Here is a 20,292-nt window from a genome sequence, read left to right on the forward strand (position 1 = left end):
GAACGGCCTAGTCCAGATACGCGAAAGGGGGCGCCCCGAGCCGTCAGGCCCGGGGCGCCCCCATCGACGTACGACGGATGTACGAGGACTACGAGTGGGTCCGCAGCAGCGTCCTCATCGTCCGCATCGCGACCGACAGGTTCGCCAGGTCGAACGCGTCCGAGCTCTGGATCTCGTCCAGGGTCGTCCGCGACCGGCTCAGGATCGCCGCGTTCTTCTCCTCCCAGGCCTTGAAGCGCTGCTCGGGAGTGTCCTCGCCGTTCCCGGCGGCCAGCACGTCGGCCGTCAGGGCGGCGTGCGCCGCGTACAGGTCCTCGCGGATCGACGCGCGCGCCATCGACTGCCAGCGGTCGGCCCGCGGCAGCTCGATGATGCGGTCCATGAGCTGGGTGATCCGCAGCCGGTCGGCGAGGTCGTAGTAGACCTCGGCGACGGCCATCGGCTGCTTGCCCGTGCGGTCGGCGATCGCCACGATGTCGAGCGCCGGGAAGGCCGAGGAGAACCCGGCGACGCGCTGGGCGAGCTCGTCGGGGACGCCCACGCCCGTCAGCTCGTCGCGGATGCTCTGGTACCACTCCTGGTCGGAGCCGCGCAGCAGCTTCGGCAGCTCGGTCCAGACCTCGGCGACGCCCTCGCTGAAGAAGCCGATGGTCTCGGCGAGCTGGAGCGGCTGCGGCCGGTTGTTGAGCAGCCAGCGCGTGCCGCGCTCGACGAGGCGGCGCGAGTGCAGCCGGACGCGGGTCTGGACGTCGGCCGCCACCACGTTGTCGAGCGCCTCGACCGCGTCCCAGACCTTGCTCAGACCGAAGATCTCGCGGGCCGCGAGCTGCGCCCTGACGATCTCCTCCAGGGAGGCCCCGGTCTCCTCACGCAGCCGGTGCAGGAACGTCGAACCGCCCGTGTTCACCGTGTCGTTGACGAGGACCGTGGTGACGATCTCGCGGCGCAGCGCGTGCCCGTCGACCTGCTCGGGGAACTTCTCCCGCAGGGCCTCCGGGAAGTACGCGTGAAGGAGACCGCGCAGGTACTCGTCGTCCGGGAGCGTCGTCTGGATCAGCTCGTCGGCCGCTGTGATCTTCGTGTACGCGAGGAGCACGGCGAGCTCGGGCTGGCTGAGCCCGTGGCGGGAGCTCAGGAGCTCACGGATCTGCCGGTCGGTGGGCAGGAACTCCAGTGCCCGGTCCAGGTGACCGTCACGACCCAGGCGGCGCATGAAGCGCTGGTGGGCGTGGAGGAGGGACGGGGACTGGGCGACCGCGTTCGACAGGGCGGTGTTCTGCGCGTAGTTGTTGCGCAGGACCAGGGTGCCGACCTCGTCCGTCATCGCCGCGAGGAACTTGTTGCGCTGCTTGACGGTCATGTCGCCGTTCGCGACGACCGCGTTGAGCAGGATCTTGATGTTCACCTCGTGGTCGGAGGTGTCCACGCCCGCGCTGTTGTCGATGGCGTCGGTGTTGATGTGCCCGCCGGCGCGCGCGAACTCGATGCGGCCGAGCTGGGTCAGGCCGAGGTTGCCGCCCTCGCCGACGACCTTGACGCGCAGGTCGGCGCCGTTGACGCGGATCGCGTCGTTCGCCTTGTCGCCGACGTCGCTGTTCGACTCGGCCGACGACTTCACGTACGTACCGATGCCGCCGTTCCACAGCAGGTCGACCGGCGCCTGGAGGATGGTCTGCATCAGGTCGGCCGGCGTCATCTTGCCGACGCCCTTCTCGATGCCGAGGGCCTCGCGGATGTGGGCGTTCAGCTGGATCGCCTTGGCGCTGCGCGGGAAGATCCCGCCGCCCGCGGAGAGCAGCTCCTTGTTGTAGTCCGCCCAGGAGCTGCGCGGCAGCTCGAACAGGCGACGGCGCTCCGCGTACGAGGTCTCGGCGTCCGGCCTCGGGTCGATGAAGATGTGCCGGTGGTCGAAGGCGGCCACCAGGCGGATGTGCTCGGAGAGCAGCATGCCGTTGCCGAACACGTCACCGGACATGTCGCCGACGCCGACGACCGTGAAGTCCTCGGTCTGGGTGTCGGTGCCCAGCTCCCGGAAGTGCCGCTTGACGGACTCCCAGGCGCCGCGGGCGGTGATGCCCATGCCCTTGTGGTCGTAACCGGCGGAGCCGCCGGAGGCGAAGGCGTCACCGAGCCAGAAGTTGTACGACTCGGCGACCTCGTTCGCGATGTCCGAGAACGTCGCGGTGCCCTTGTCGGCGGCGACCACGAGGTACGTGTCGTCCTCATCGTGCCGGACGACGTCGGCCGGGGGCACGACCTCACCCGCGACGAGGTTGTCGGTGATGTCCAGCAGCGCCGAGATGAACGTCTTGTAGCAGGCCACGCCCTCGGCCAGCCACGCGTCGCGGTCGACGGTCGGGTCGGGCAGCTGCTTGGCGACGAAGCCGCCCTTGGCGCCGACGGGCACGATGACGGTGTTCTTCACCATCTGCGCCTTGACCAGGCCGAGGATCTCCGTGCGGAAGTCCTCACGCCGGTCGGACCAGCGAAGACCGCCTCGGGCGACCTTGCCGAAGCGCAGGTGGACGCCCTCGACGCGCGGCGAGTACACCCAGATCTCGTACGCCGGGCGCGGCGCGGGGAGGTCGGGGATGGCCTGCGGGTCGAACTTCATGGAGACGTAGCTGTGCGGCTTGCCGCCCTCCGCCTCCTGGAAGAAGTTCGTACGCAGCGTCGCCTTGATGACGGTGAGGAAGGACCGCAGGATGCGGTCCTCGTCCAGGGACGCGACCTGGTCGAGCGCGCCGTCCAGCTCCTCCAGGAGCCCGTCGGTCAGCTCGGTCCCGGCGCGCTGGCGGTCCGGGGACATCCGCGCCTCGAAGAGCGAGACGAGCAGCCGGGTGGTGTGGACGTTGTTGCGGAGGGTGTCCTCCATGTAGTCCTGGCTGAAGGTGGAGCCCGCCTGGCGCAGGTACTTGGCGTAGGCCCGAAGGACCATCGCCTGGCGCCAGTTGAGCCCGGCCCGCAGGACCAGCGAGTTGAAGCCGTCGACCTCGGCCTCGCCCGTCCAGGCGGCGGAGAAGGCCTCCTGGAAGCGCTCGCGGCCGTCGTCGCCGAGGTAGTCGCCGTTGCCGTTCTGGGACTTGGGCAGGCGAAGGCCGAAGTCGTAGATCCACGCGTTCGTGCGGTCGGTGCAGCGCAGCTCGTAGGGCCGCTCGTCGGTGACCTCGACGCCGAGGCGCTGGAGGACCGGCAGGACGGCGGAGAGCGAGACCTGGACGCCCGAGCGGTAGATCTTGAACCGTCGCTCGCCGGGGGCGGCGCCCACCGGCTCGTACAGGCTGAGCGCGAAGTCCTCGCGGCCGTGCTTGAGCTGCTCCAGGTGCTGGAGGTCGGCGACGGCGGCGCGCGGTGTGTGGTCGGCCTTGTAGCCCTCGGGGAAGGCGCCCGAGTAGCGGCGGAGCAGCTCGGCGGCGCGCTCCTCGCCGCACTCGGCGGTCAGTGCCTCGCCGAAGCCGTCGGCCCAGGAGCGGGCGGCCTCGACGAGCCGGGCCTCGATGCGGTCGGTGTCGGCGTCGGTGAGCTGCGGAAGGCCGCCGCCCGGCGCGACGCGGACCACGAAGTGCAGCCGGGAGAGGATCGACTCGGTGTTCCAGGCGGTGAAGTCGACGCTGGTGCCGCCGAGCTCCTCCTTGAGGATGTCGATGATCCGCAGCCGGACGCCGGTGGTGTAGCGGTCACGCGGCAGGTAGACGAGGGCGGAGTAGTAGCGGCCGTACTCGTCCTTGCGCAGGTAGAGCCGCAGCCGGCGGCGTTCCTGGAGGTACAGCACGGACGTGACGATGGAGCGCAGCTCGTCGGGCGGAGTCTGGAAGAGCTCGTCGCGCGGGTACGTCTCCAGGATCTGGAGCAGGTCGCGGCCGTCGTGGCTGTTGGGCGAGAAGCCCGCGCCCTTGAGGACCTCCTGGACCTTGCGGCGGATGACCGGCACGCGGCGCACCGACTCGGTGTACGCGGCGGACGAGAACAGGCCGAGGAAGCGGCGCTCGCCGATGACGTTGCCGTCGGCGTCGAACTTCTTCACGCCGACGTAGTCGAGGTAGCTGGGCCGGTGCACGGTGGCACGGCTGTTGGCCTTCGTCAGCACCAGGAGCTTGTGCTCGCGTGCCTTCGCACGCGCGTCCGCGGGCAGCCGGCTGAAGGAGGGACTGACCGGGTGGTCCTCCTCGCCCTCGTGCTTCGGGTCGGCGCGCAGGATGCCGAGGCCGGTGCCGGGCACCGCGGCGAGCGAGTCCTCGTCCGTCAGGTCGTACTCGCGGAAGCCGAGGAAGGTGAAGTGGTTGTCGGCGAGCCAGCGAAGGAGTTCGCGGGCCTCGTCGACCTCCTGGTCGCGCAGGTCGTCGGCGGTCGGCTCGGTGGGGAGCTCATCGGCGATGCGCAGCGCGGCGTCGCGCATCTTCTCCCAGTCCTCGACGGTCTCGCGTACGTCGGAGAGGATCCGGAGCAGATCGGCGGTGATCTGCTTCAGGTCCGCGCGGTCGGTCTCGCGGTCCATCTCGACGTGGATCCAGGACTCGGTGACCGCGTCGTGCGGGCGCTCGGTGCCGAAGTCCTTGCTGAGGACCTCCAGGAGCTTGCCGGTCAGATCCCGTCGTACGACGACCTGGGGGTGGATGACGACGTGGATGCCGCGCCCCTGGCGCGAGAGCTCATTGGTGACCGAGTCGACCAGGAAGGGCATGTCGTCCGTGACCACCTCGACGACGGAGTGGCTGCACGTCCAGCCGTTCTCCTCGACGGTCGGGGTGTGCACGCGGACGTTGGCCGTGCCCTGCGGGCGGTTCTCGGCAAGCCGGTAGTGGGAGAAGGCTGCTCCGAAGACGTCGACCGGGTCACGGTCGGCAAGGTCCTCCGGGGCGGTGTGCAGGTAGTAGCGCTGGAGGAACGCAAGGGCCATGTCCTCGTCAGGAGTGGCCCCGTCGCCCTTCGACCCGGTCGGTGCCCCATTCGGTAGGCGGCCACCTGCCGGGCTGTTCTCAGCTACCCGGGCCGCCCGTGTGAGCAGCTCGGCTTTGGCTTCGTCCAGCTTGGTCTGCATTGTCCTCTGACTCCTGTCGCGCGCCGTTGCGTGACGTAGAAGGAAGTGATCCGACGTAACGCCGCGACGCGGGGTCTCCGGTCGAAGTCGACGTTATGCCGCGGTGAGAGATGAGCGGGCGGTTATCCGCCATTTTCAGCGCTTTCGCTGACCGATGGCCGGGGTGATGTGGCTGGCCGCACCGCGAAGAAGCGTCAGCGACGCCCCGGGCACGGATGTCCTCCGTGTTCCCCGGGCGCAGGGCGGGGGCGTACACGCCCCCGCGGGATATCGCGCTGATCACGGGTCAAGGCTATCGCCCTCCACCCGGGAGTCGTCATGAGCCGTATGTGTACAAAAGCAGGGGTGGAACTTTGACACTCTGCACAGAGACTTTCGCGCCATCTGTCGGCGATGGATGCCCTCGGCAAACCGGTGGGCCCCCTTGGCAAACCGGACGGGCGGATGCACGTTGAGCGGGACGGACGGACAGCGCGCGACGGACGGACCCGGTCCGCCCACGACGACGGGCCGGGCCCGCCCACGATTGGGGAGCGAGCACCGATGGCAGCCAAGATCCTGATAGTGACCGGAGACGCGGCGGAGTCGCTGGAGGTCCTGTATCCCTTCCAGCGGCTGCGCGAGGAGGGGTACGACGTCCACATCGCCGCCCCTGCCCGCAAGAAGCTGCAGTTCGTGGTGCACGACTTCGAGCCGGGCTTCGACACGTACACGGAGAAGCCGGGCTACACCTGGCCCGCCGACCTCGCCTTCTCCGAGGTCGATCCCGGCCAGTACGTCGCTCTGGTGATCCCGGGCGGCCGGGCCCCGGAGTATCTGCGCAACGACCCGGAGCTCCGCAAGATCCTCAAGTCCTTCTTCGACGCGGACAAGCCGGTCGCGCAGATCTGCCACGGCCCGCTCCTGACGGCGGCGATCGGCGGCCTGAGCGGCCGCAGGGTCACGGCGTATCCGGCCCTGGAACTGGACATGCAGACGGCGGGCGCGACGTTCCGTGACGCGGAGGTGGTGGTCGACGGCACGCTGGTCTCGGCCCGCGCCTGGCCGGACCACTCGGGCTGGATGAGGGAGTTCCTCACGGTGCTGCGGGCGAAGGCGCCGGTGACGTAGGCGGGAACCTGGGCGGGACCTAGGCGGCCAGCCGCTCGGCCACCTCCACGGCCTCGGCAAGGCTGTCGACGACCGGGACCCCCACGCCGACCGCCTCCAGACTGGCCCTGCTGTGGGACCCACCGGTGTAGAGCACGGCCTGGGCGCCGACATGCGCCGCGGCGACGGCATCGTCAACGGCGTCCCCGATGACGACAATGCGCTCGGCGGCGGCGACCCCTTCCAGAGCCGCGAGGTGCAGCACCATCCGCTCGGCCTTGCCCGCGTGCGAGGTGTCCGTGCGGCCGTCGATGCGCACGAAGTGCTCCTCGATCCCGTGCCGCCGCACGATCGGCACGAGGTGCTCGTGCGGCGCGAGCGACAGCAACGACTGCGTACGCCCTGCCGCCCGCCGCTCCGCGAGCAGCTCGGCGGCACCGTCGGCGAGGCCGCATGCCTCGGCCCGCGCCCAGTAGTGCTTGTGGAACACGGCGTCCATGACCTGCCACTCGGCGTCCGTGGGCAGCCGCCCCATGAGCCGCTCGTAGAAGAGCGGAACGGGAACGCAGTACAGATCGCGATACCGCTCAAGAGTGATGGGCTCGAGCCCGAGCTCTGCGAACGAGGCGTTCGTCGACTCGATCACCGCATGAATGTCATGCAGCAGAGTCCCGTTCCAGTCCCAAACGATATGCGCCCCGCGCGTCAGCTTCCCCATGGAGAAACGGTACCCGCACCGCCCTCACCCCAAGGCCCCGGCCCACTCCCCACAGCCCCCGGCGCCGAACAAGCCTTTCCCACCCACCCACCCACCCACCCGATTGCCCCGCAGCAACCAGCGATTGGCTGCAGTCGGGAGCGCTCGCGAGGGGACGTGCCGGTATGTCTGCCCGGAGCACGGCTCCCGAAGGCTCCGGAGCCGAAGCAGCCCCGCGGCCACCGGACGATAGCGAGGACGGACATACCGGCGCGGCCCCGCACCCACACACGCACCAGCACCACCCCCGCCCAAGCCCCACAGGGACCCCTCAGCTGATCAGCCCGGGAATCTCCTGCGTCGCGAACCACAGCAGCTCATGATCCTCGACCCCGTCCACAGTGAACCGCGCATCCTCGTCCCCCTGATCCGCGGCCTCCAGAACCCCCACCGCCGCGGCGACGTCCCCCTCCGCGTCCCCCGCGTCCACATGCACGGCCGCGACCTTCTTCAGCCCCAGCACCCCGGCGACCCGCACCTCACCGAGCCCGCCCTCAGGCGACCGCGGCCCCTGCTCAAGCGCCCCGTCCGGCACATCCGCGGCCAGCACAACGCGCCGCCGAGCCGCCCCCGGATCCCCCGCGATCAACCGCAGCGAAGCAAGCGCGGCCCGGCCCAGGGCGGCGTACTCCAGCTCCTCGATGTCGTCCGAGACGTACCACTCACGCAGAGCCGGCGTCACGGCATAGGCGGTCAGCGGCCCAGGGCCCAGCTCGCCCGCCTTGTGCACCTCGGCGAGACGGCTCAGGGTCAGAGGAACGTAGACGCGCATGACGGCCCGCTTTCACAGTCGGATTCACAGTCGGATTCACAGCCGGAGTCTCGGAGTCGAAAAGGTCGCGCAGAAGGCAACCCGACAGACCCCCAGAATACGTGCGGGCGTCCCCCTTCGAGCTGTGCCCCACACCCACCCCCCACGTCACCCGCAACGCCCACCCTTCACCCGGCCCACCCCAACGCCCCCAAGGAACACCGCACCCCCGGCCACCCTGATAGGTGACTCCTCCGCCCCTCGCCCCCACACCCCGCAGCCCCTTGCAGCCCCCGCCTCCACCCCCGTACAAGATCTCCGACGGAAGTTACTCCCCGGTACAACCAAGGCCGGGACAGCGAAGCCGGAGGCGACACGGCATGCACAAGGTAATGACCAGGCCCCGCTCCCGCCCGGCGACCACCCGTCCACCAGGCCGGACAGACCCCCGCCGCCCTTCGGCGGCACGTACACCGGCGCGCCCCCTCAGGACTCCGCCCCAGCCCCCGCCGCACCCCACGGAGCTCTTCACCGAACGCCTGCTCCTGGTGCTCAGCGGCCAGAAGCCGGTCCACTGGGCGGCCCGCCACATCGCCCACACGGCCTTCGACGACGTGGCCCGCCTCGCCGAACTCGCCCCCTTCAACGTGAACGACCGGCGTCCCACGATCCACCGGATCGGCCACTACGAACCCCGCCCCGGCGTCTACGAGGTCTTCGCGAGGATCGGCGCGGGCCCCGCCCTCAGGGCCCTGGCATTCCGGCTGAGTCTCGGCGCGGACCAGAGGTGGCGCTGCACGGCGGTCGAAGTGGGAACGCCCGCCAGATGACAAGAGGCCAACGCGAAGGGGCCGGGCACCAACGGCGCCCGGCCCCTTCGCACTGCTACAGCGTCACGCCACTACTTCTTGCGGCGACGCCCACCCTTCTGAGCCTTACGCCGCTCCGCCCGCGTCATCCCGTCCGACTCGGACCGCACACCCGCGTCCTCGGTCTCGAAGTCCCCTTCGTCGACGCCGCCCTCGGCGTTCGGCGCCTGGAAGTGGAGACGGTCGGGCCGCTGCGGAGCCTCAAGGCCCTTGGCGCGGATCTCGGGACGACCGCCACCGGCGGGAACGGCGTCCTTCTTCTCCAGGGAAGCCCCGGCCTCGGCCGAGTCCGACACCGGAACCTCCTCGACCTGCTGCTCGACCTGGACCTCCAGGTTGAACAGGTAGCCGACGGACTCTTCCTTGATGCCGTCCATCATGGCGTTGAACATGTCGAAGCCCTCGCGCTGGTACTCGACCAGCGGGTCCTTCTGCGCCATGGCGCGGAGGCCGATGCCCTCCTGGAGGTAGTCCATCTCGTAGAGGTGCTCGCGCCACTTGCGGTCGAGCACCGAGAGGACGACCCGCCGCTCGAGCTCACGCATGATCTCGGAGCCGAGCTGCTCCTCACGCGCCTCGTACTGCTGGTGGATGTCGTCCTTGATGGAGTCGGAGATGAACTCGGCGGTCAGACCCGCACGGTCACCCGCGTCCTCCTCCAGCTCCTCGACGGTGACCTTCACCGGGTAGAGCTGCTTGAAGGCGCCCCACAGCCGGTCCAGGTCCCACTCCTCGGCGAAGCCCTCGGCGGTCTCCGCCGCGATGTACGCCTCGATCGTGTCGTCCATGAAGTGCGTGACCTGGTCCTGGAGGTTCTCGCCCTCCAGGACGCGGCGACGCTCGCCGTAGATGACCTCGCGCTGGCGGTTGAGGACCTCGTCGTACTTCAGGACGTTCTTGCGCGTCTCGAAGTTCTGCTGCTCGACCTGCGACTGGGCGGACGCGATCGCGCGCGTCACCATCTTGTTCTCGATCGGCACGTCGTCCGGGACGTTCGCCATGGCCATCACGCGCTCGACCATCTGCGCCTTGAACAGGCGCATCAGGTCGTCGCCCAGCGAGAGGTAGAAGCGGGACTCGCCCGGGTCGCCCTGACGGCCGGAACGACCGCGCAGCTGGTTGTCGATGCGGCGCGACTCGTGGCGCTCGGTGCCCAGGACGTAGAGCCCGCCGAGGTCGACGACCTCCTCGAACTCCGCCTTGACGGCCCGCTCGGCCTTCTCCATGGCTGCGGGCAGCGCGGCGGCCCACTCCTCTACGTGCTCGACGGGGTCGAGGCCGCGCTGGCGCAGCTCCGCCTCGGCGAGGTCGTCGGGGTTGCCGCCGAGCTTGATGTCCGTGCCTCGTCCGGCCATGTTCGTGGCGACGGTGACGGCGCCCTTGCGGCCGGCCTGGGCGATGATCGGCGCCTCACGGTCGTGCTGCTTCGCGTTCAGGACCTCGTGCTGGACGCCGCGCTTGGAGAGCTGCTGGGAGAGGTACTCCGACTTCTCCACGGAGGTCGTGCCGACCAGGATCGGCTGACCGCGGTCGTGCTTCTCGGCGATGTCGTCGACGACGGCGGCGAACTTCGCGACCTCGGTGCGGTAGATCAGGTCCGACTGGTCGGCGCGGACCATGGGCCGGTTCGTCGGGATCGGCACGACGCCCAGCTTGTAGATCTGGTGGAACTCGGCGGCCTCGGTCATGGCCGTACCGGTCATGCCGCAGAGGCCCGGGGTTTCCTTGCCGTCGTGGTCGTGGCGCTTGTAGAGGCGGAAGAAGTTCTGAAGGGTGATCGTGGCCAAGGTCTGGTTCTCGTCCTTGATGTCCACCCCTTCCTTCGCCTCGATCGCCTGGTGCATGCCCTCGTTGTAGCGGCGGCCGGCGAGGATACGGCCGGTGTGCTCGTCGACGATCATGACTTCGCCGTCGATGACGACGTAGTCCTTGTCCTTCTTGAAGAGTTCCTTGGCCTTGATGGCGTTGTTGAGGTAACCCACGAGCGGGGTGTTCACCGACTCGTACAGGTTGTCGATGCCCAGCCAGTCCTCGACCTTGGAGACACCGGACTCGTGGATGGCGACGGTGCGCTTCTTCTCGTCGACCTCGTAGTCCCCGGTCTCCTCGATGCCCTTGAGGGTGTTGCCCGCCTCGCCCTTGGTGAGGCGGGTCACCAACTTGGCGAAGTCGCCGTACCACTTGGTGGCCTGGTCGGCGGGGCCGGAGATGATCAGCGGCGTACGGGCCTCGTCCACCAGGATCGAGTCGACCTCGTCGACGATCGCGAAGTTGTGGCCGCGCTGCACCAGTTCTTCCTTCGACCACGCCATGTTGTCGCGCAGGTAGTCGAATCCGAATTCGTTGTTCGTGCCGTACGTGATGTCGCTGGCGTACTGCTCGCGGCGCTGGGCCGGCGTCATGTTGGCGATGATGCAGCCGACGGACAGGCCCAGGAACTTGTGGACGCGGCCCATCATCTCGGAGTCGCGCTCGGCCAGGTAGTCGTTGACCGTGATCAGGTGCACGCCCTTGCCCGACAGGGCGTTGAGGTACGCAGGGAGGGTGCCGACGAGTGTCTTGCCCTCACCGGTCTTCATCTCGGCCACATAGCCGAGGTGCAGCGCGGCGCCGCCCATCATCTGGACGTCGTAGTGCCGCTGGCCGAGGACGCGCTTGGCGGCCTCACGGACCGTGGCAAAGGCTTCGGGGAGGAGGTCGTCAAGGGTCTCGCCGTCGGCGTAACGCTCCTTGTACTCCTCGGTCAGCGCGCGCAGCTCGGCGTCGGAGAGGCTGACGAAGTCCTCTTCGATGGAGTTGACCTGGTCCGCGATGCGGTGCAGCTTGCGCAGGATCTTGCCTTCGCCTGCACGCATGATCTTCGAGAGGACGGACACGGGGGTTGGTCTCCTTGCCGGTCGGGCCTGGCATGGTCGGTTTACTCATAGGGCAACGGCCATCGTAAGCGAGGAGCGGGCCGCGCCGGGAGGTCTGCCGATACGTCAACGGCCGGGGGGCCTGGAAGGTGCCGGGTTGTGCCGATCAGCGCTCGGCGAAATGCGGGTGAAAGCTCGGCCAAAAGCACTGGCCCACAGGCCCTCACCCCCGCAGAATCGCCGGATGGAGCCCGTCACACTCACCACCGAACGCCTGATTCTGCGCACCTTCACGCCCGCCGACACGGACGAGACGTTCGAAGCCTGCCAGGACGCCGACATCCAGCGCTGGACCACGATCCCCTCGCCCTACGCGCGCACGGACGCGGAGGGCTTCATCACGCGCATGGTGCCGGACGGCTGGCGCCACGACACGGAGTACACCTTCGCCGTACGTCCCCGGGGCGGCGGCCCGCTGATCGCCGCCGCCAGCCTCCACCACCCGCGCTCGGGCGCGTGGGAGGTCGGCTTCTGGACGGCGAAGGAGCACCGGGGCAGCGGCTACATGACGGAGATCGTCCTCGGCCTGGCCAGGTGGGCCTTCACCGACCTGGGCTGCAACCGCCTGGAGTGGCGCGCGGAGGTCGGCAACACCGGGTCGCGCGCGGTGGTGGAGAAGGCGGGCTTCACCTTCGAGGGCACCCTGCGCGGCGCCCTCCTGAACAAGGCCACGCTCCGTGACTGCTGGGTGGGCGCCCTGCTGCCGGGCGACATCGGCCTGCCGTCGATCCAGCCGTACCTGCCGGTCCGGGGCTGAAGGCGCGCCCCTCGGCTCCTCCGCCGACGTGTTCCCGCAGGCCAGGTGGCGTTGTCAGTGCCGCCCCCTATCGTTTCCGGCATGACGAGCCTGCCGCGCCCCGCCACAGACCTCTCCGCCGACGAGGCCCGCCGCATCGCGCTCCGCGCCCAGGGGTTCCTGGGCGCGCCGGACCGCAGGTCCGGTGTGCGGGGCGTGCTGCGGCATCTCGGGGCGGTCCAGCTCGACACCATCTCGGTCCTCGCCCGCTCCCACGAGCTCGTTCCGTACGCCCGCCTCGGCGCCGTCGGCCGCGGCAGGATCGAGGCGGCGTACTGGGACGGGACATCGGGCACAGGCCCCGCCCGGCCGCACGCCTTCGAGTACTGGTCGCACGCCGCGTGCATCCTGCCCATCGAGGAGTGGCCGCACTTCGCCTTCCGCCGCCGCGCCTACCGCACCCGCCCGCACTGGCACCACGACCTGCCGGACGGTGCGTACGACACGGTCATCAAGCAGCTCACCGCCGAAGGCCCGCTCACCGCCACGGAGTTGGGCGGCGCGAAGAACAAGGGCGAGTGGTGGGACTGGTCGGACGCGAAGGTCGCCGTCGAGCGGGCGCTGATGTACGGCGAGGTGGTCTGCACCGAGCGGCGCAGCTGGAAGCGGGTGTACGACCTCGCGGAGCGCGCGATCCCTGACACGCTGCTCCATGACGACCTGGACGACAGGGAGTGCCTGCGCCGTCTGGTGCGTCTGGCGGGAGAGGCTCTCGGCGTCGGCACGCGCGCGGACATCGCGGACTATCACCGTCTCAAGGGCGAGCAGTTCGACGCGGTGGTCGCGGACTCGGGCCTTGTTCCGGTGACGGTGGAGGGCTGGGACAAGCCCGCCTGGGCCGACCCCGAGGCCCTGGCGACGGCCCCGCGCGGCCGCCACCGCACGACGCTCCTGTCGCCCTTCGACTCCCTGATCTGGGAGCGGGCCCGCACGGAGCGGATCTTCGGCTTCACCCACCGCCTGGAGGCGTACGTCCCCAAGCCGAAGCGCATCCACGGCTATTTCGCCATGCCGGTCCTGGCCGGGGGCCGCCTTGTCGGCCGCGTGGACCCCGCCCGCGAGGGCAGCACGCTGGTCGCCAAGCAGGTGTCGCTGGACAGCCCCAAGTCCGTGCCCGCGGTGGCCCAGGCGCTGCGTGAAGCGGCGACGTGGGTGAACTGCGATTCCGTACGGGTCGAGCGGGTGAACCGTCCCGAGCTGACCGCCGAGCTGGTCCGCGCCCTGGGCTGAGCCCTGGGCTGAGCCCGCGGCGGGGGCCTCACCTGATCTCGAGGATCTTCTCCCGCATCGCGTACACGACCGCCTCCATCCTGGAGTGCAGCTGCAGCTTCTCCAGGATGTTGCGCACGTGGTTCTTCACGGTGTTCTCGGAGATGAACAATTCCTTCGCGATGTCGCGGTTGTTCATGCCCGTGGCCACCAGCTTCAGCACTTCGAGCTCGCGCTCGGTCAGCCGCGGCGCGGGCACCAGTCTGCGCTCGTCGGTGCGCTGGATCATCGACTTGAACTCGGTGAGCAGTTTCGACGCCATGGACGGGCTGATCTGCGACTGCCCGTCGGCCACCGCGCGAATCGCCGTGGCCACTTCGTCCGTGGAGATCTCCTTGAGGAGATAGCCCGTGGCGCCCGCCTTGATCGCGTCGTAGAGGTCGGCCTCCTCGTCACTGATCGTCAGCATGATGATCTTCGCGCTGGGCGCGACCTCCTTGATGGAGGTGCACGCCTCGATGCCGCCGCGCTTAGGCATGCGTACGTCCATCAGCACGATGTCCGGCAGCAGGTCCGCGGCCTTGTCCACCGCCTCGGCGCCGTCGCCCGCCTCCCCGACCACCTGGATGTCCTCCTCGGCGGCGAGGACGATCTCCAGGCCCCGGCGGAAGAGCGCGTGGTCATCCACCACAAGGACCCTGATGGGCTCCTTGCGCGGTGCGCCCGCGTCCGTGCCGATACCGATGCCGTCGTCGTCATCGGCATCCCGCATCGGTCCGAAGCTGTCCGCCATCGTTCCTCCCCCTGAAGGCCATGGCCCCTTGTGCGTCGGCTGCCGCCAACCCGAGGCAGCAGCACACCGGTTGGCCGGCTCCGCCCATGATTTCATGCCCGGACGGTCGCGCGGTGCGCACAGGGGTCGCATGATGGTGCCCCTGGGGGCGCACACGCGCTCCAGGGGCACCGTCTCATCTCTCGACCGGCCTGAATCAGCCGCCGAGCGCACCGCCCCCGCCCGCGGACTCGGGCCGCGTGATCATGGGGTCGGTGTTGAGGCGGATGACGCCGTAGTCGTAGGCGTGCCGCCGGTAGACGACACTCGGTTCCTTCGTCTCCGAGTCGACGTACAAGTAGAAGTCGTGCCCGACGAGTTCCATTTCGTAGAGCGCCTGGTCGAGCGACATCGGGGCCGCCACGTGGGTCTTCTCGCGGACCACGAGCGGGCCTTCGCCCTGGATCTCCAGTGAGCCGATCCTCTTGACGGGGATGCCGTCCGGCTCTTCCTCACGTGCGACGGTGCCGTCTCCGTTGAGAGTCGCCGCGTCCGGCACCCGCTCGGCGACCTCGGCGGCGGAGAGCCTGCCGTTGCCGCGCCGGTTGTGGCGCTTCTCGTGCTGCTTGCGCAGTCGTGCGTCCAGCTTGGCCGTGGCCAGGTCGAGCGCCGCGTACGGATCGGTTGCCGAGGCCTCCGCGCGGATCACGGGTCCGCGCCCGCGGAGTGTGATCTCCACGCGGTCGGAACGGTCGGCCTGACGCGGGTTCGCCTCCTTGGACACCTCGACGTCCAGGCTGATCACCTTGCCGTCGAGCTTCTGGATCTTCTCCAGGTTCAGCTTCTCGGCCACGTGCTTGCGGAACCGCTCTGGCACCTCGGTCTTGCGGCCCTTGACGACGATGTCCACGCAGAACTCCGTTCCCGGATCGCCCCGCTTCGGCGGCGGAGCATCTCCCTTTTGCACCAGGCCCCGGTGACACCCGGAGCCTCGGACTCGGTGACTTCCACCTCCTCCTCCCCCACGAACAAGATCTCCACCCCGACCGGCCCGGTTGTTTGCGAAAAACCCGGTGACCGGCATTCCGATATGCGAGGGACGGCGTCCGCCATTCCTCACAACCGAACATATCTCGCCCGGACGGATGTCGTCACCCTCTACCGCCGCATACCTCCATTCAGGTGTATTGACCCTCTCACTACCTGCAACGATGCAACTTCCCAGTCAGTTCCGGTTTATTCCGAAGGAATCCGGTGACGAGGCAACAACAGCCGCGGTGATCGTGTTCTCGCAGGTAATTTCACGGGCTGTTACCAACGCGCCTTGCCCTTTACTTTCCGTGTGTACGTCACGTATTGCGCGCGCGGCCTCCGCCAAAGACGCGCCCGTGGTCATCAGGTCGTCCACGATCACGACCCGCCCGCCGGCCAGCAGCCGCCCGCCACCCGCGGTCACCTCCAGGGCGCCCCGCAGATTCGCCTGCCGCTGACGGAAGTTGAGCCCCGCCTGGTCGGCCACGGCACGCCGCTGGCGCAGCACGCCGACCACCCGGGCCCGCGTCCCGCCCCGCCGCAGCTCACCCGCGGCGGCCAGCGCGATCCGCCGTACGGGATCGTGCCCACGCCTGCGCACGGCCCCGCGAGCCGAGGGCACCGGCACGAGCAGTACCGGAGCGTCACCACCGTCCGCAGCGGTCCCCTCCCGTAAGCCGGCGTCCTCCCACAGCCCCGCACGCACCGCCCCGGCGAGCCCCGCGCCCAGCGGCACCGCGAGCCCCAGAGCACCGCGCTCCTTGTGCGCGAGCAGCACCGCCCGCACCGCGCCCCCGTAGGGCGCCGCCGCGTGCACCACCGGCAGCCCCTGCGGCCGGGGGCGAGGACTCACCCGGCACGGCGCGGCCCCGCACAGGGCCTCGCGGCACCGCGCGCAGAGCGCCGCGCGAGGCCTGCCACAGCCTCCGCACTCGGCCGGCAGCACCAGATCGGTGAGGTCCTGCCACCACCCCGGCATGCCCACCACTGTGCCAAGACGCGAGCGGCCCTGCCACCCCTGTGGACAACGGCCTGTGGACAACTCCACCGCGCGGACGACGCGTTGTTCCGGCGGCGTCACCCCGGATAGACCGACGGCGTCACCCCGGATAGACCGGCGCCGTCCCTTCCTTGACCACCGTCTGCCACTGCGCGCCCGTCGGCAGCCGCACTATCCCGTCGTCCGAGTGCGCCACCAGCGGCTGCCGCTCGTCCTCGGACGCGGCGATCTCCTTCACGCCGGTGAGGCCGGGCAGCGGCGCACCCGCGGGCACCGAGCCGTCGCTCTGCACGTACCGCATCTGCTGCACGCCACCGGACTCGCGCCCGACCACCACGAGGCGGCTGCCGCCCGCCCACGACATGGCGGTGACCTCCTCCATCTGCGGTGCCGCCTGGCGCAGTTCGACCACGGAGATCACCGGCTGCTCACCCTTGGCGCCGGTCCGCTCGACACGGCCGATCCGCAGGGACGTCTTGCCGTCCTTCTTCACGAGCAGCGCGATCCGTACGCCGTCGGCCGACACCCGCACCGCCTCGATCCGCCCGTCGAGGTTCGAGATCTTGACCGGCAGCGGCTCTCCCGCCCCCTGCTCCAGCCAGAGCAGCCGCGGCCGCTTCGGGTCGCGGTCGGCCACCCAGAGGTCGCCACGGCCGTCCCAACTCGGCGTCGAGAGACCGTCCTCCTCCGACTTGGCCTTGCTGCGCACCTCCGGCTTGCCGAGCGGGCCCTCGGAGACCAGCGACCCCATGTACAGCGAGCGCCCGTCGAGCGAGACCCCGGCCGCCCGCTCCTCGTCCCGCGACACGGCGGCCGAACGCAGCGGCTGCTCCCCATTGCCCAACTGCCCCTGCACGGGCTGGGGATCGGCCTTGCCGCCGGCACCGGCCGGCATCCGCACAAGGCGCCGCTTGTCGTCGATGAGGTACTGGAAGTCGGGGTGTTCCGCGGTGCGGCGCGAGGCGACGGACTCGGCCCGCTCCTTGCTCAGGACGCACAGCTGCGAGCCGTTGCGGCGCTGGAGCTCCACCTCCTCGACGCCGGACGACGTCAAGTCCTGGAGCGTGAAGAGCAGTTGCGCTGCCATCTCCGTGCACCGCTCCTGGCCTATGGGATCGGCCTTCGCGTTCAGCGGCACCGTCAGCTTGCCCTGGTCGTCCGGCGCCAGCGTCTTGGTGTCCGCCTTGAGCCGCGTACCCGTCGGGAACCGCGTGCCCACGACCTGCTTGAGCCAGGTGGTCGGCCCGTCGAGCAGCGCCTTGACGGTCTCCGTCACGGGGTCTATTCGCTGGCGTATGTAGACGGGGTCGGCGACGAGCCCTTCCTGACCGCCACCGGGCGCACCGGACGAACGCGTCGCGAAGTAGTACTTGTTGACGGACCAGTAGATGCGCTGGAAGTCGGACTGCCCGAGCACGACGCCCGGCGGCACCCGGTCGATCCGCCACTCCTTGCCGCTCGGCCCGTCCTGCTGGGTGAGGTGCACGACCTGGTTGTACGCGCGGTTGTCCAGCTGGTAGGCGTGCTCCTCGTCCACGGTGGCGACCTTGCGGCCGGTCAGCGGGAACGAACGGCCGGTGTCACCGTCGTCCCCGACGCTGCCCGACCCCGTGCTCGGCCCGTTCTCGAGGACCGTGGTCTGCACATCGGGGTTCCAGCCCTTGGACGCTTCCTTGGTCAGATACTTGCGCGCCATCGCGAACTCAGGGTCGTCGCTGGTCAGCGCCTCAAGGAAGCCCTGGACGATCTCCACGGGACCCGCGTCCTCGCCGGGCGGCATGGCGTACACGCGGACCTGCGACTGCGAGTCCGGCCGCTGGGAGGCGTCGACCGCCTTCAGGTTCCCGCTGTCGGGCATCGAGGCGCACCCGGCGAGCAGCACCCCGCAGGAGCCGAACAGCACACCGGCCCGCAGTGGACGCCGGCGGGCGCGGCGATCGTGGTCAGCGCCCACGAGAGGCCTCCCCTTCCCTTGCGGGATCCGTTTCCGTCTCGCTCACGCGATCGGCGCCGCTCTCGGCATCCGCCCCGGCGTCCGTCGTGCCGTCCGTCGCCGGTTCACCGGAGCCGGAGCCCTGGTCCGCGTCGTCCAGCGGCCGCCGGGGCACGACGCGCGCACCGCTGCCCGGCAACGCGGTGGGGTCCGCCGTCGTGGCCGCCTGGGCGAGCCGCGGCGCGATCGGCGCCCTCGCCGGGACGGGCGGCGGCACCCGCTCCGACACCGAAGGCTGCGCAGGCACCGTGGCGAGCTTGTTCGCGCCGCCGAGCGGGAGGCCCGCGTCGTTCAGTCCGCGGTGACGCCGCGAATCGTCGGGCTCCAGCGGTATCGGCGAGCCCCGCAGCGCCTCGTCCGCCGTGCGCGGCAGCGTCAGACGGAACTGCGAACCGCCGCCCGGCTCGCCCCACGCCTGCAGCCAGCCGCCGTGCAGCCGCGCGTCTTCGAGTGCGATGGAGAGCCCGAGACCCGTACCACCGGTGGTACGCGCGCGTGCCGGGTCGGCCCGCCAGAAGCGGCTGAACACCCTGGTCGCCTCGCCGGGCTTGAGTCCCACTCCGTAGTCCCGCACCGCCACCGCGACGGCGCCGCCCGCCACCGCGAGCCGCACCACGACGTCCTGGCCCTCGCCGTGCTCCACGGCGTTGACCACGAGGTTGCGAAGGACACGCTCCACGCGGCGTGCGTCGGCCTCGGCGACCACGGGCTGCTGGTCCCCGACGATCCGTATGTGCGTCCCCTTGCGCTCCGCCAGCGGCTCCGCGCCGCCCACGACCCGTCGTACGACCTCACGCAGGTCTATCGGCTCGGCCTCCAGGGCCGCCGCGCCCGCGTCGAACCGGCTGATCTCAAGGAGGTCGGCGAGCAGCGTCTCGAACCGGTCGAGCTGATCGGCGAGCAGCTCGGCCGACCGCGCGGTCACGGGATCGAAGTCCACGCGCGCGTCGTGGATGACATCGGCCGCCATCCGTACGGTCGTCAGCGGCGTACGCAGCTCGTGCGAGACGTCCGAGACGAACCGCCGCTGCATCCGCGAGAGCTCCTCCAGCTGCTGGATCTTCAGCTGGAGGTTCTGCGCCATCTTGTTGAAGGCCTCGCCGAGCCGGGCGATGTCGTCCTCTCCGGTGACCTTCATACGTTCCTGAAGGCGTCCGGCGGACAGCCGCTCGGCGATGCCCGCGGCCATCCGTACGGGCGTGACGACCTGGCGCACCACCAGCCAGGCGATGGCGCCGAGCAGCACCACGACGAACAGTCCTGCGGTGGCGAGCGTCGTCCTGACGACGCCGAGGGACTCCTCCTCCTGCGTCAGCGGGAAGAGGTAGTACAGCTGGTAGGGATCGCCGTTCAGGTCGTTCAGACGCTTGCCGATGACCAGGCCGGGCTGTGCGTCACGGCCGTCGTTGAAGACGATCCGCGTATTGCTCTGATAGGCCCTGGTGCCCTTGTCGACGCTGCTGCGCAGGGCCTCGGGCACGCTCTGGATCGGGTCCACGCCCCCGGAGGCTCGCGGCCCGCGCACGCTGCCGCCACCGGCCGTGGAGGTCGGGCTCAGCGTCACTACGTTGAACGCGTTCTGACCGCCGCTGGAGAGCTGCTCCACCAGGTCGGACATCCACACGGCGGTGGGTGGCGTGGCCCCTCCGTCGGGCGTGCCGCTGTCCTGGCCGGAGCGCGGCCGAGCGGAGTTCGCCTCCTCCTGCGCCGCCCTGAATCCACCGTCGGCCTGGCTCTGCGAGGCCTTCACCTTGGCCTTGAGCAGGCCGTTGTTCACGGAGCTCATGACGGCAAAACCGAGCATGAGCACGACACCGAGCGACATCAGCAGGGTCGTGACGACGACCTTCAGCTGGATGTTGCGCCGCCACAGCCGCACGGCGGGCAGCAGCGGACGCCGCACCCAGCGCACGAAGAGCCTCAGGACGGGGCTGCCCTGCACCCCGTCCTGCAACAGCAGACCGCCGTCGAGGAGCCGCCCGAACGTCGAGGCACGCCGTCCCCCAGTCCGCCCCGGACGGCCGCCCGGAGCCGGAGCCCCGGGCGGTGCGGGGGAACTGTCCCGGGACAT

Annotated in this window: 13 protein-coding genes; 4 read left to right on the forward strand and 9 right to left on the reverse strand. The window is 69.9% G+C overall.

Translation table 11 applies throughout. From position 1 onward, the window contains the following. Positions 1 to 88: 88 nt before the first annotated feature. Positions 89 to 5,038 (reverse strand): NAD-glutamate dehydrogenase, encoded by a 4,950-nt coding sequence (locus tag E5671_RS20190; RefSeq protein WP_160505364.1) that lies wholly within the window; start codon positions 5,036 to 5,038, stop codon positions 89 to 91. A 543-nt stretch (positions 5,039 to 5,581) separates the two neighbouring features. Between E5671_RS20190 and E5671_RS20195 the strand changes: the two genes are divergently transcribed. Continuing rightward, a complete protein-coding gene (locus E5671_RS20195) occupies positions 5,582 to 6,148 on the forward strand; it encodes a DJ-1/PfpI family protein (RefSeq protein ID WP_160505365.1) in 567 nt (188 codons plus the stop codon). A 19-nt stretch (positions 6,149 to 6,167) separates the two neighbouring features. On the opposite strand, the gene E5671_RS20200 is transcribed toward E5671_RS20195, so the two are convergent. Together E5671_RS20200 and E5671_RS20205 are read right to left on the reverse strand one after the other, a co-directional pair. Further along, on the reverse strand, positions 6,168 to 6,845 hold the full coding sequence (locus E5671_RS20200; protein ID WP_160505366.1) for an HAD family hydrolase: 678 nt from the start codon (positions 6,843 to 6,845) through the stop codon (positions 6,168 to 6,170). Positions 6,846 to 7,155: 310 nt separating this feature from the next. Next, positions 7,156 to 7,656 (reverse strand): DUF6912 family protein, encoded by a 501-nt coding sequence (locus tag E5671_RS20205; RefSeq protein ID WP_160505367.1) that lies wholly within the window; start codon positions 7,654 to 7,656, stop codon positions 7,156 to 7,158. Between the two features lie 359 nt (positions 7,657 to 8,015). Here E5671_RS20205 and E5671_RS20210 point away from each other — a divergent pair, with 359 nt between their 5' ends. Beyond that, the gene (locus E5671_RS20210; RefSeq protein WP_160505368.1) at positions 8,016 to 8,465 is read left to right on the forward strand and encodes an Rv3235 family protein; all 450 of its coding nucleotides are present in this window, start codon (positions 8,016 to 8,018) and stop codon (positions 8,463 to 8,465) included. A gap of 71 nt (positions 8,466 to 8,536) precedes the next feature. Here the strand turns inward: E5671_RS20210 and secA are convergent, their stop codons facing one another. Beyond that, complete coding sequence (gene secA / locus E5671_RS20215; protein ID WP_160505369.1) at positions 8,537 to 11,380, reverse strand: preprotein translocase subunit SecA; 2,844 nt, start codon at positions 11,378 to 11,380, stop codon at positions 8,537 to 8,539. Between the two features lie 223 nt (positions 11,381 to 11,603). Between secA and E5671_RS20220 the strand changes: the two genes are divergently transcribed. Both E5671_RS20220 and E5671_RS20225 read left to right on the forward strand, forming a co-directional pair. Beyond that, positions 11,604 to 12,176, forward strand: coding sequence for a GNAT family N-acetyltransferase (locus tag E5671_RS20220; protein WP_160505370.1), 573 nt, complete (start codon positions 11,604 to 11,606; stop codon positions 12,174 to 12,176). A gap of 81 nt (positions 12,177 to 12,257) precedes the next feature. After that, entirely contained in the window at positions 12,258 to 13,445 is a 1,188-nt protein-coding gene (locus E5671_RS20225; RefSeq protein WP_160505371.1) for a winged helix-turn-helix domain-containing protein, read from the forward strand. A gap of 28 nt (positions 13,446 to 13,473) precedes the next feature. On the opposite strand, the gene E5671_RS20230 is transcribed toward E5671_RS20225, so the two are convergent. The 5 genes from E5671_RS20230 to mtrB all read right to left on the reverse strand — a co-directional run bounded on the left by E5671_RS20230 (position 13,474) and on the right by mtrB (position 20,292). Then, positions 13,474 to 14,217, reverse strand: a complete 744-nt coding sequence (locus E5671_RS20230; RefSeq protein WP_160505372.1) for a response regulator — start codon at positions 14,215 to 14,217, stop codon at positions 13,474 to 13,476. A gap of 196 nt (positions 14,218 to 14,413) precedes the next feature. Then, a complete protein-coding gene (gene hpf / locus E5671_RS20235; protein WP_443032660.1) occupies positions 14,414 to 15,106 on the reverse strand; it encodes a ribosome hibernation-promoting factor, HPF/YfiA family in 693 nt (230 codons plus the stop codon). A 315-nt stretch (positions 15,107 to 15,421) separates the two neighbouring features. Then, a complete protein-coding gene (locus tag E5671_RS20240) occupies positions 15,422 to 16,207 on the reverse strand; it encodes a ComF family protein (protein WP_160505374.1) in 786 nt (261 codons plus the stop codon). A 121-nt stretch (positions 16,208 to 16,328) separates the two neighbouring features. Beyond that, complete coding sequence (locus E5671_RS20245) at positions 16,329 to 18,182, reverse strand: LpqB family beta-propeller domain-containing protein (protein WP_443032661.1); 1,854 nt, start codon at positions 18,180 to 18,182, stop codon at positions 16,329 to 16,331. Further along, positions 18,172 to 20,292, reverse strand: coding sequence for an MtrAB system histidine kinase MtrB (mtrB, locus tag E5671_RS20250; protein ID WP_160505375.1), 2,121 nt, complete (start codon positions 20,290 to 20,292; stop codon positions 18,172 to 18,174). Before mtrB ends, E5671_RS20245 begins: the two co-directional genes overlap by 11 nt.

Origin of the sequence: Streptomyces sp. BA2 (assembly GCF_009769735.1) — a bacterium.
GTDB lineage: Bacteria > Actinomycetota > Actinomycetes > Streptomycetales > Streptomycetaceae > Streptomyces.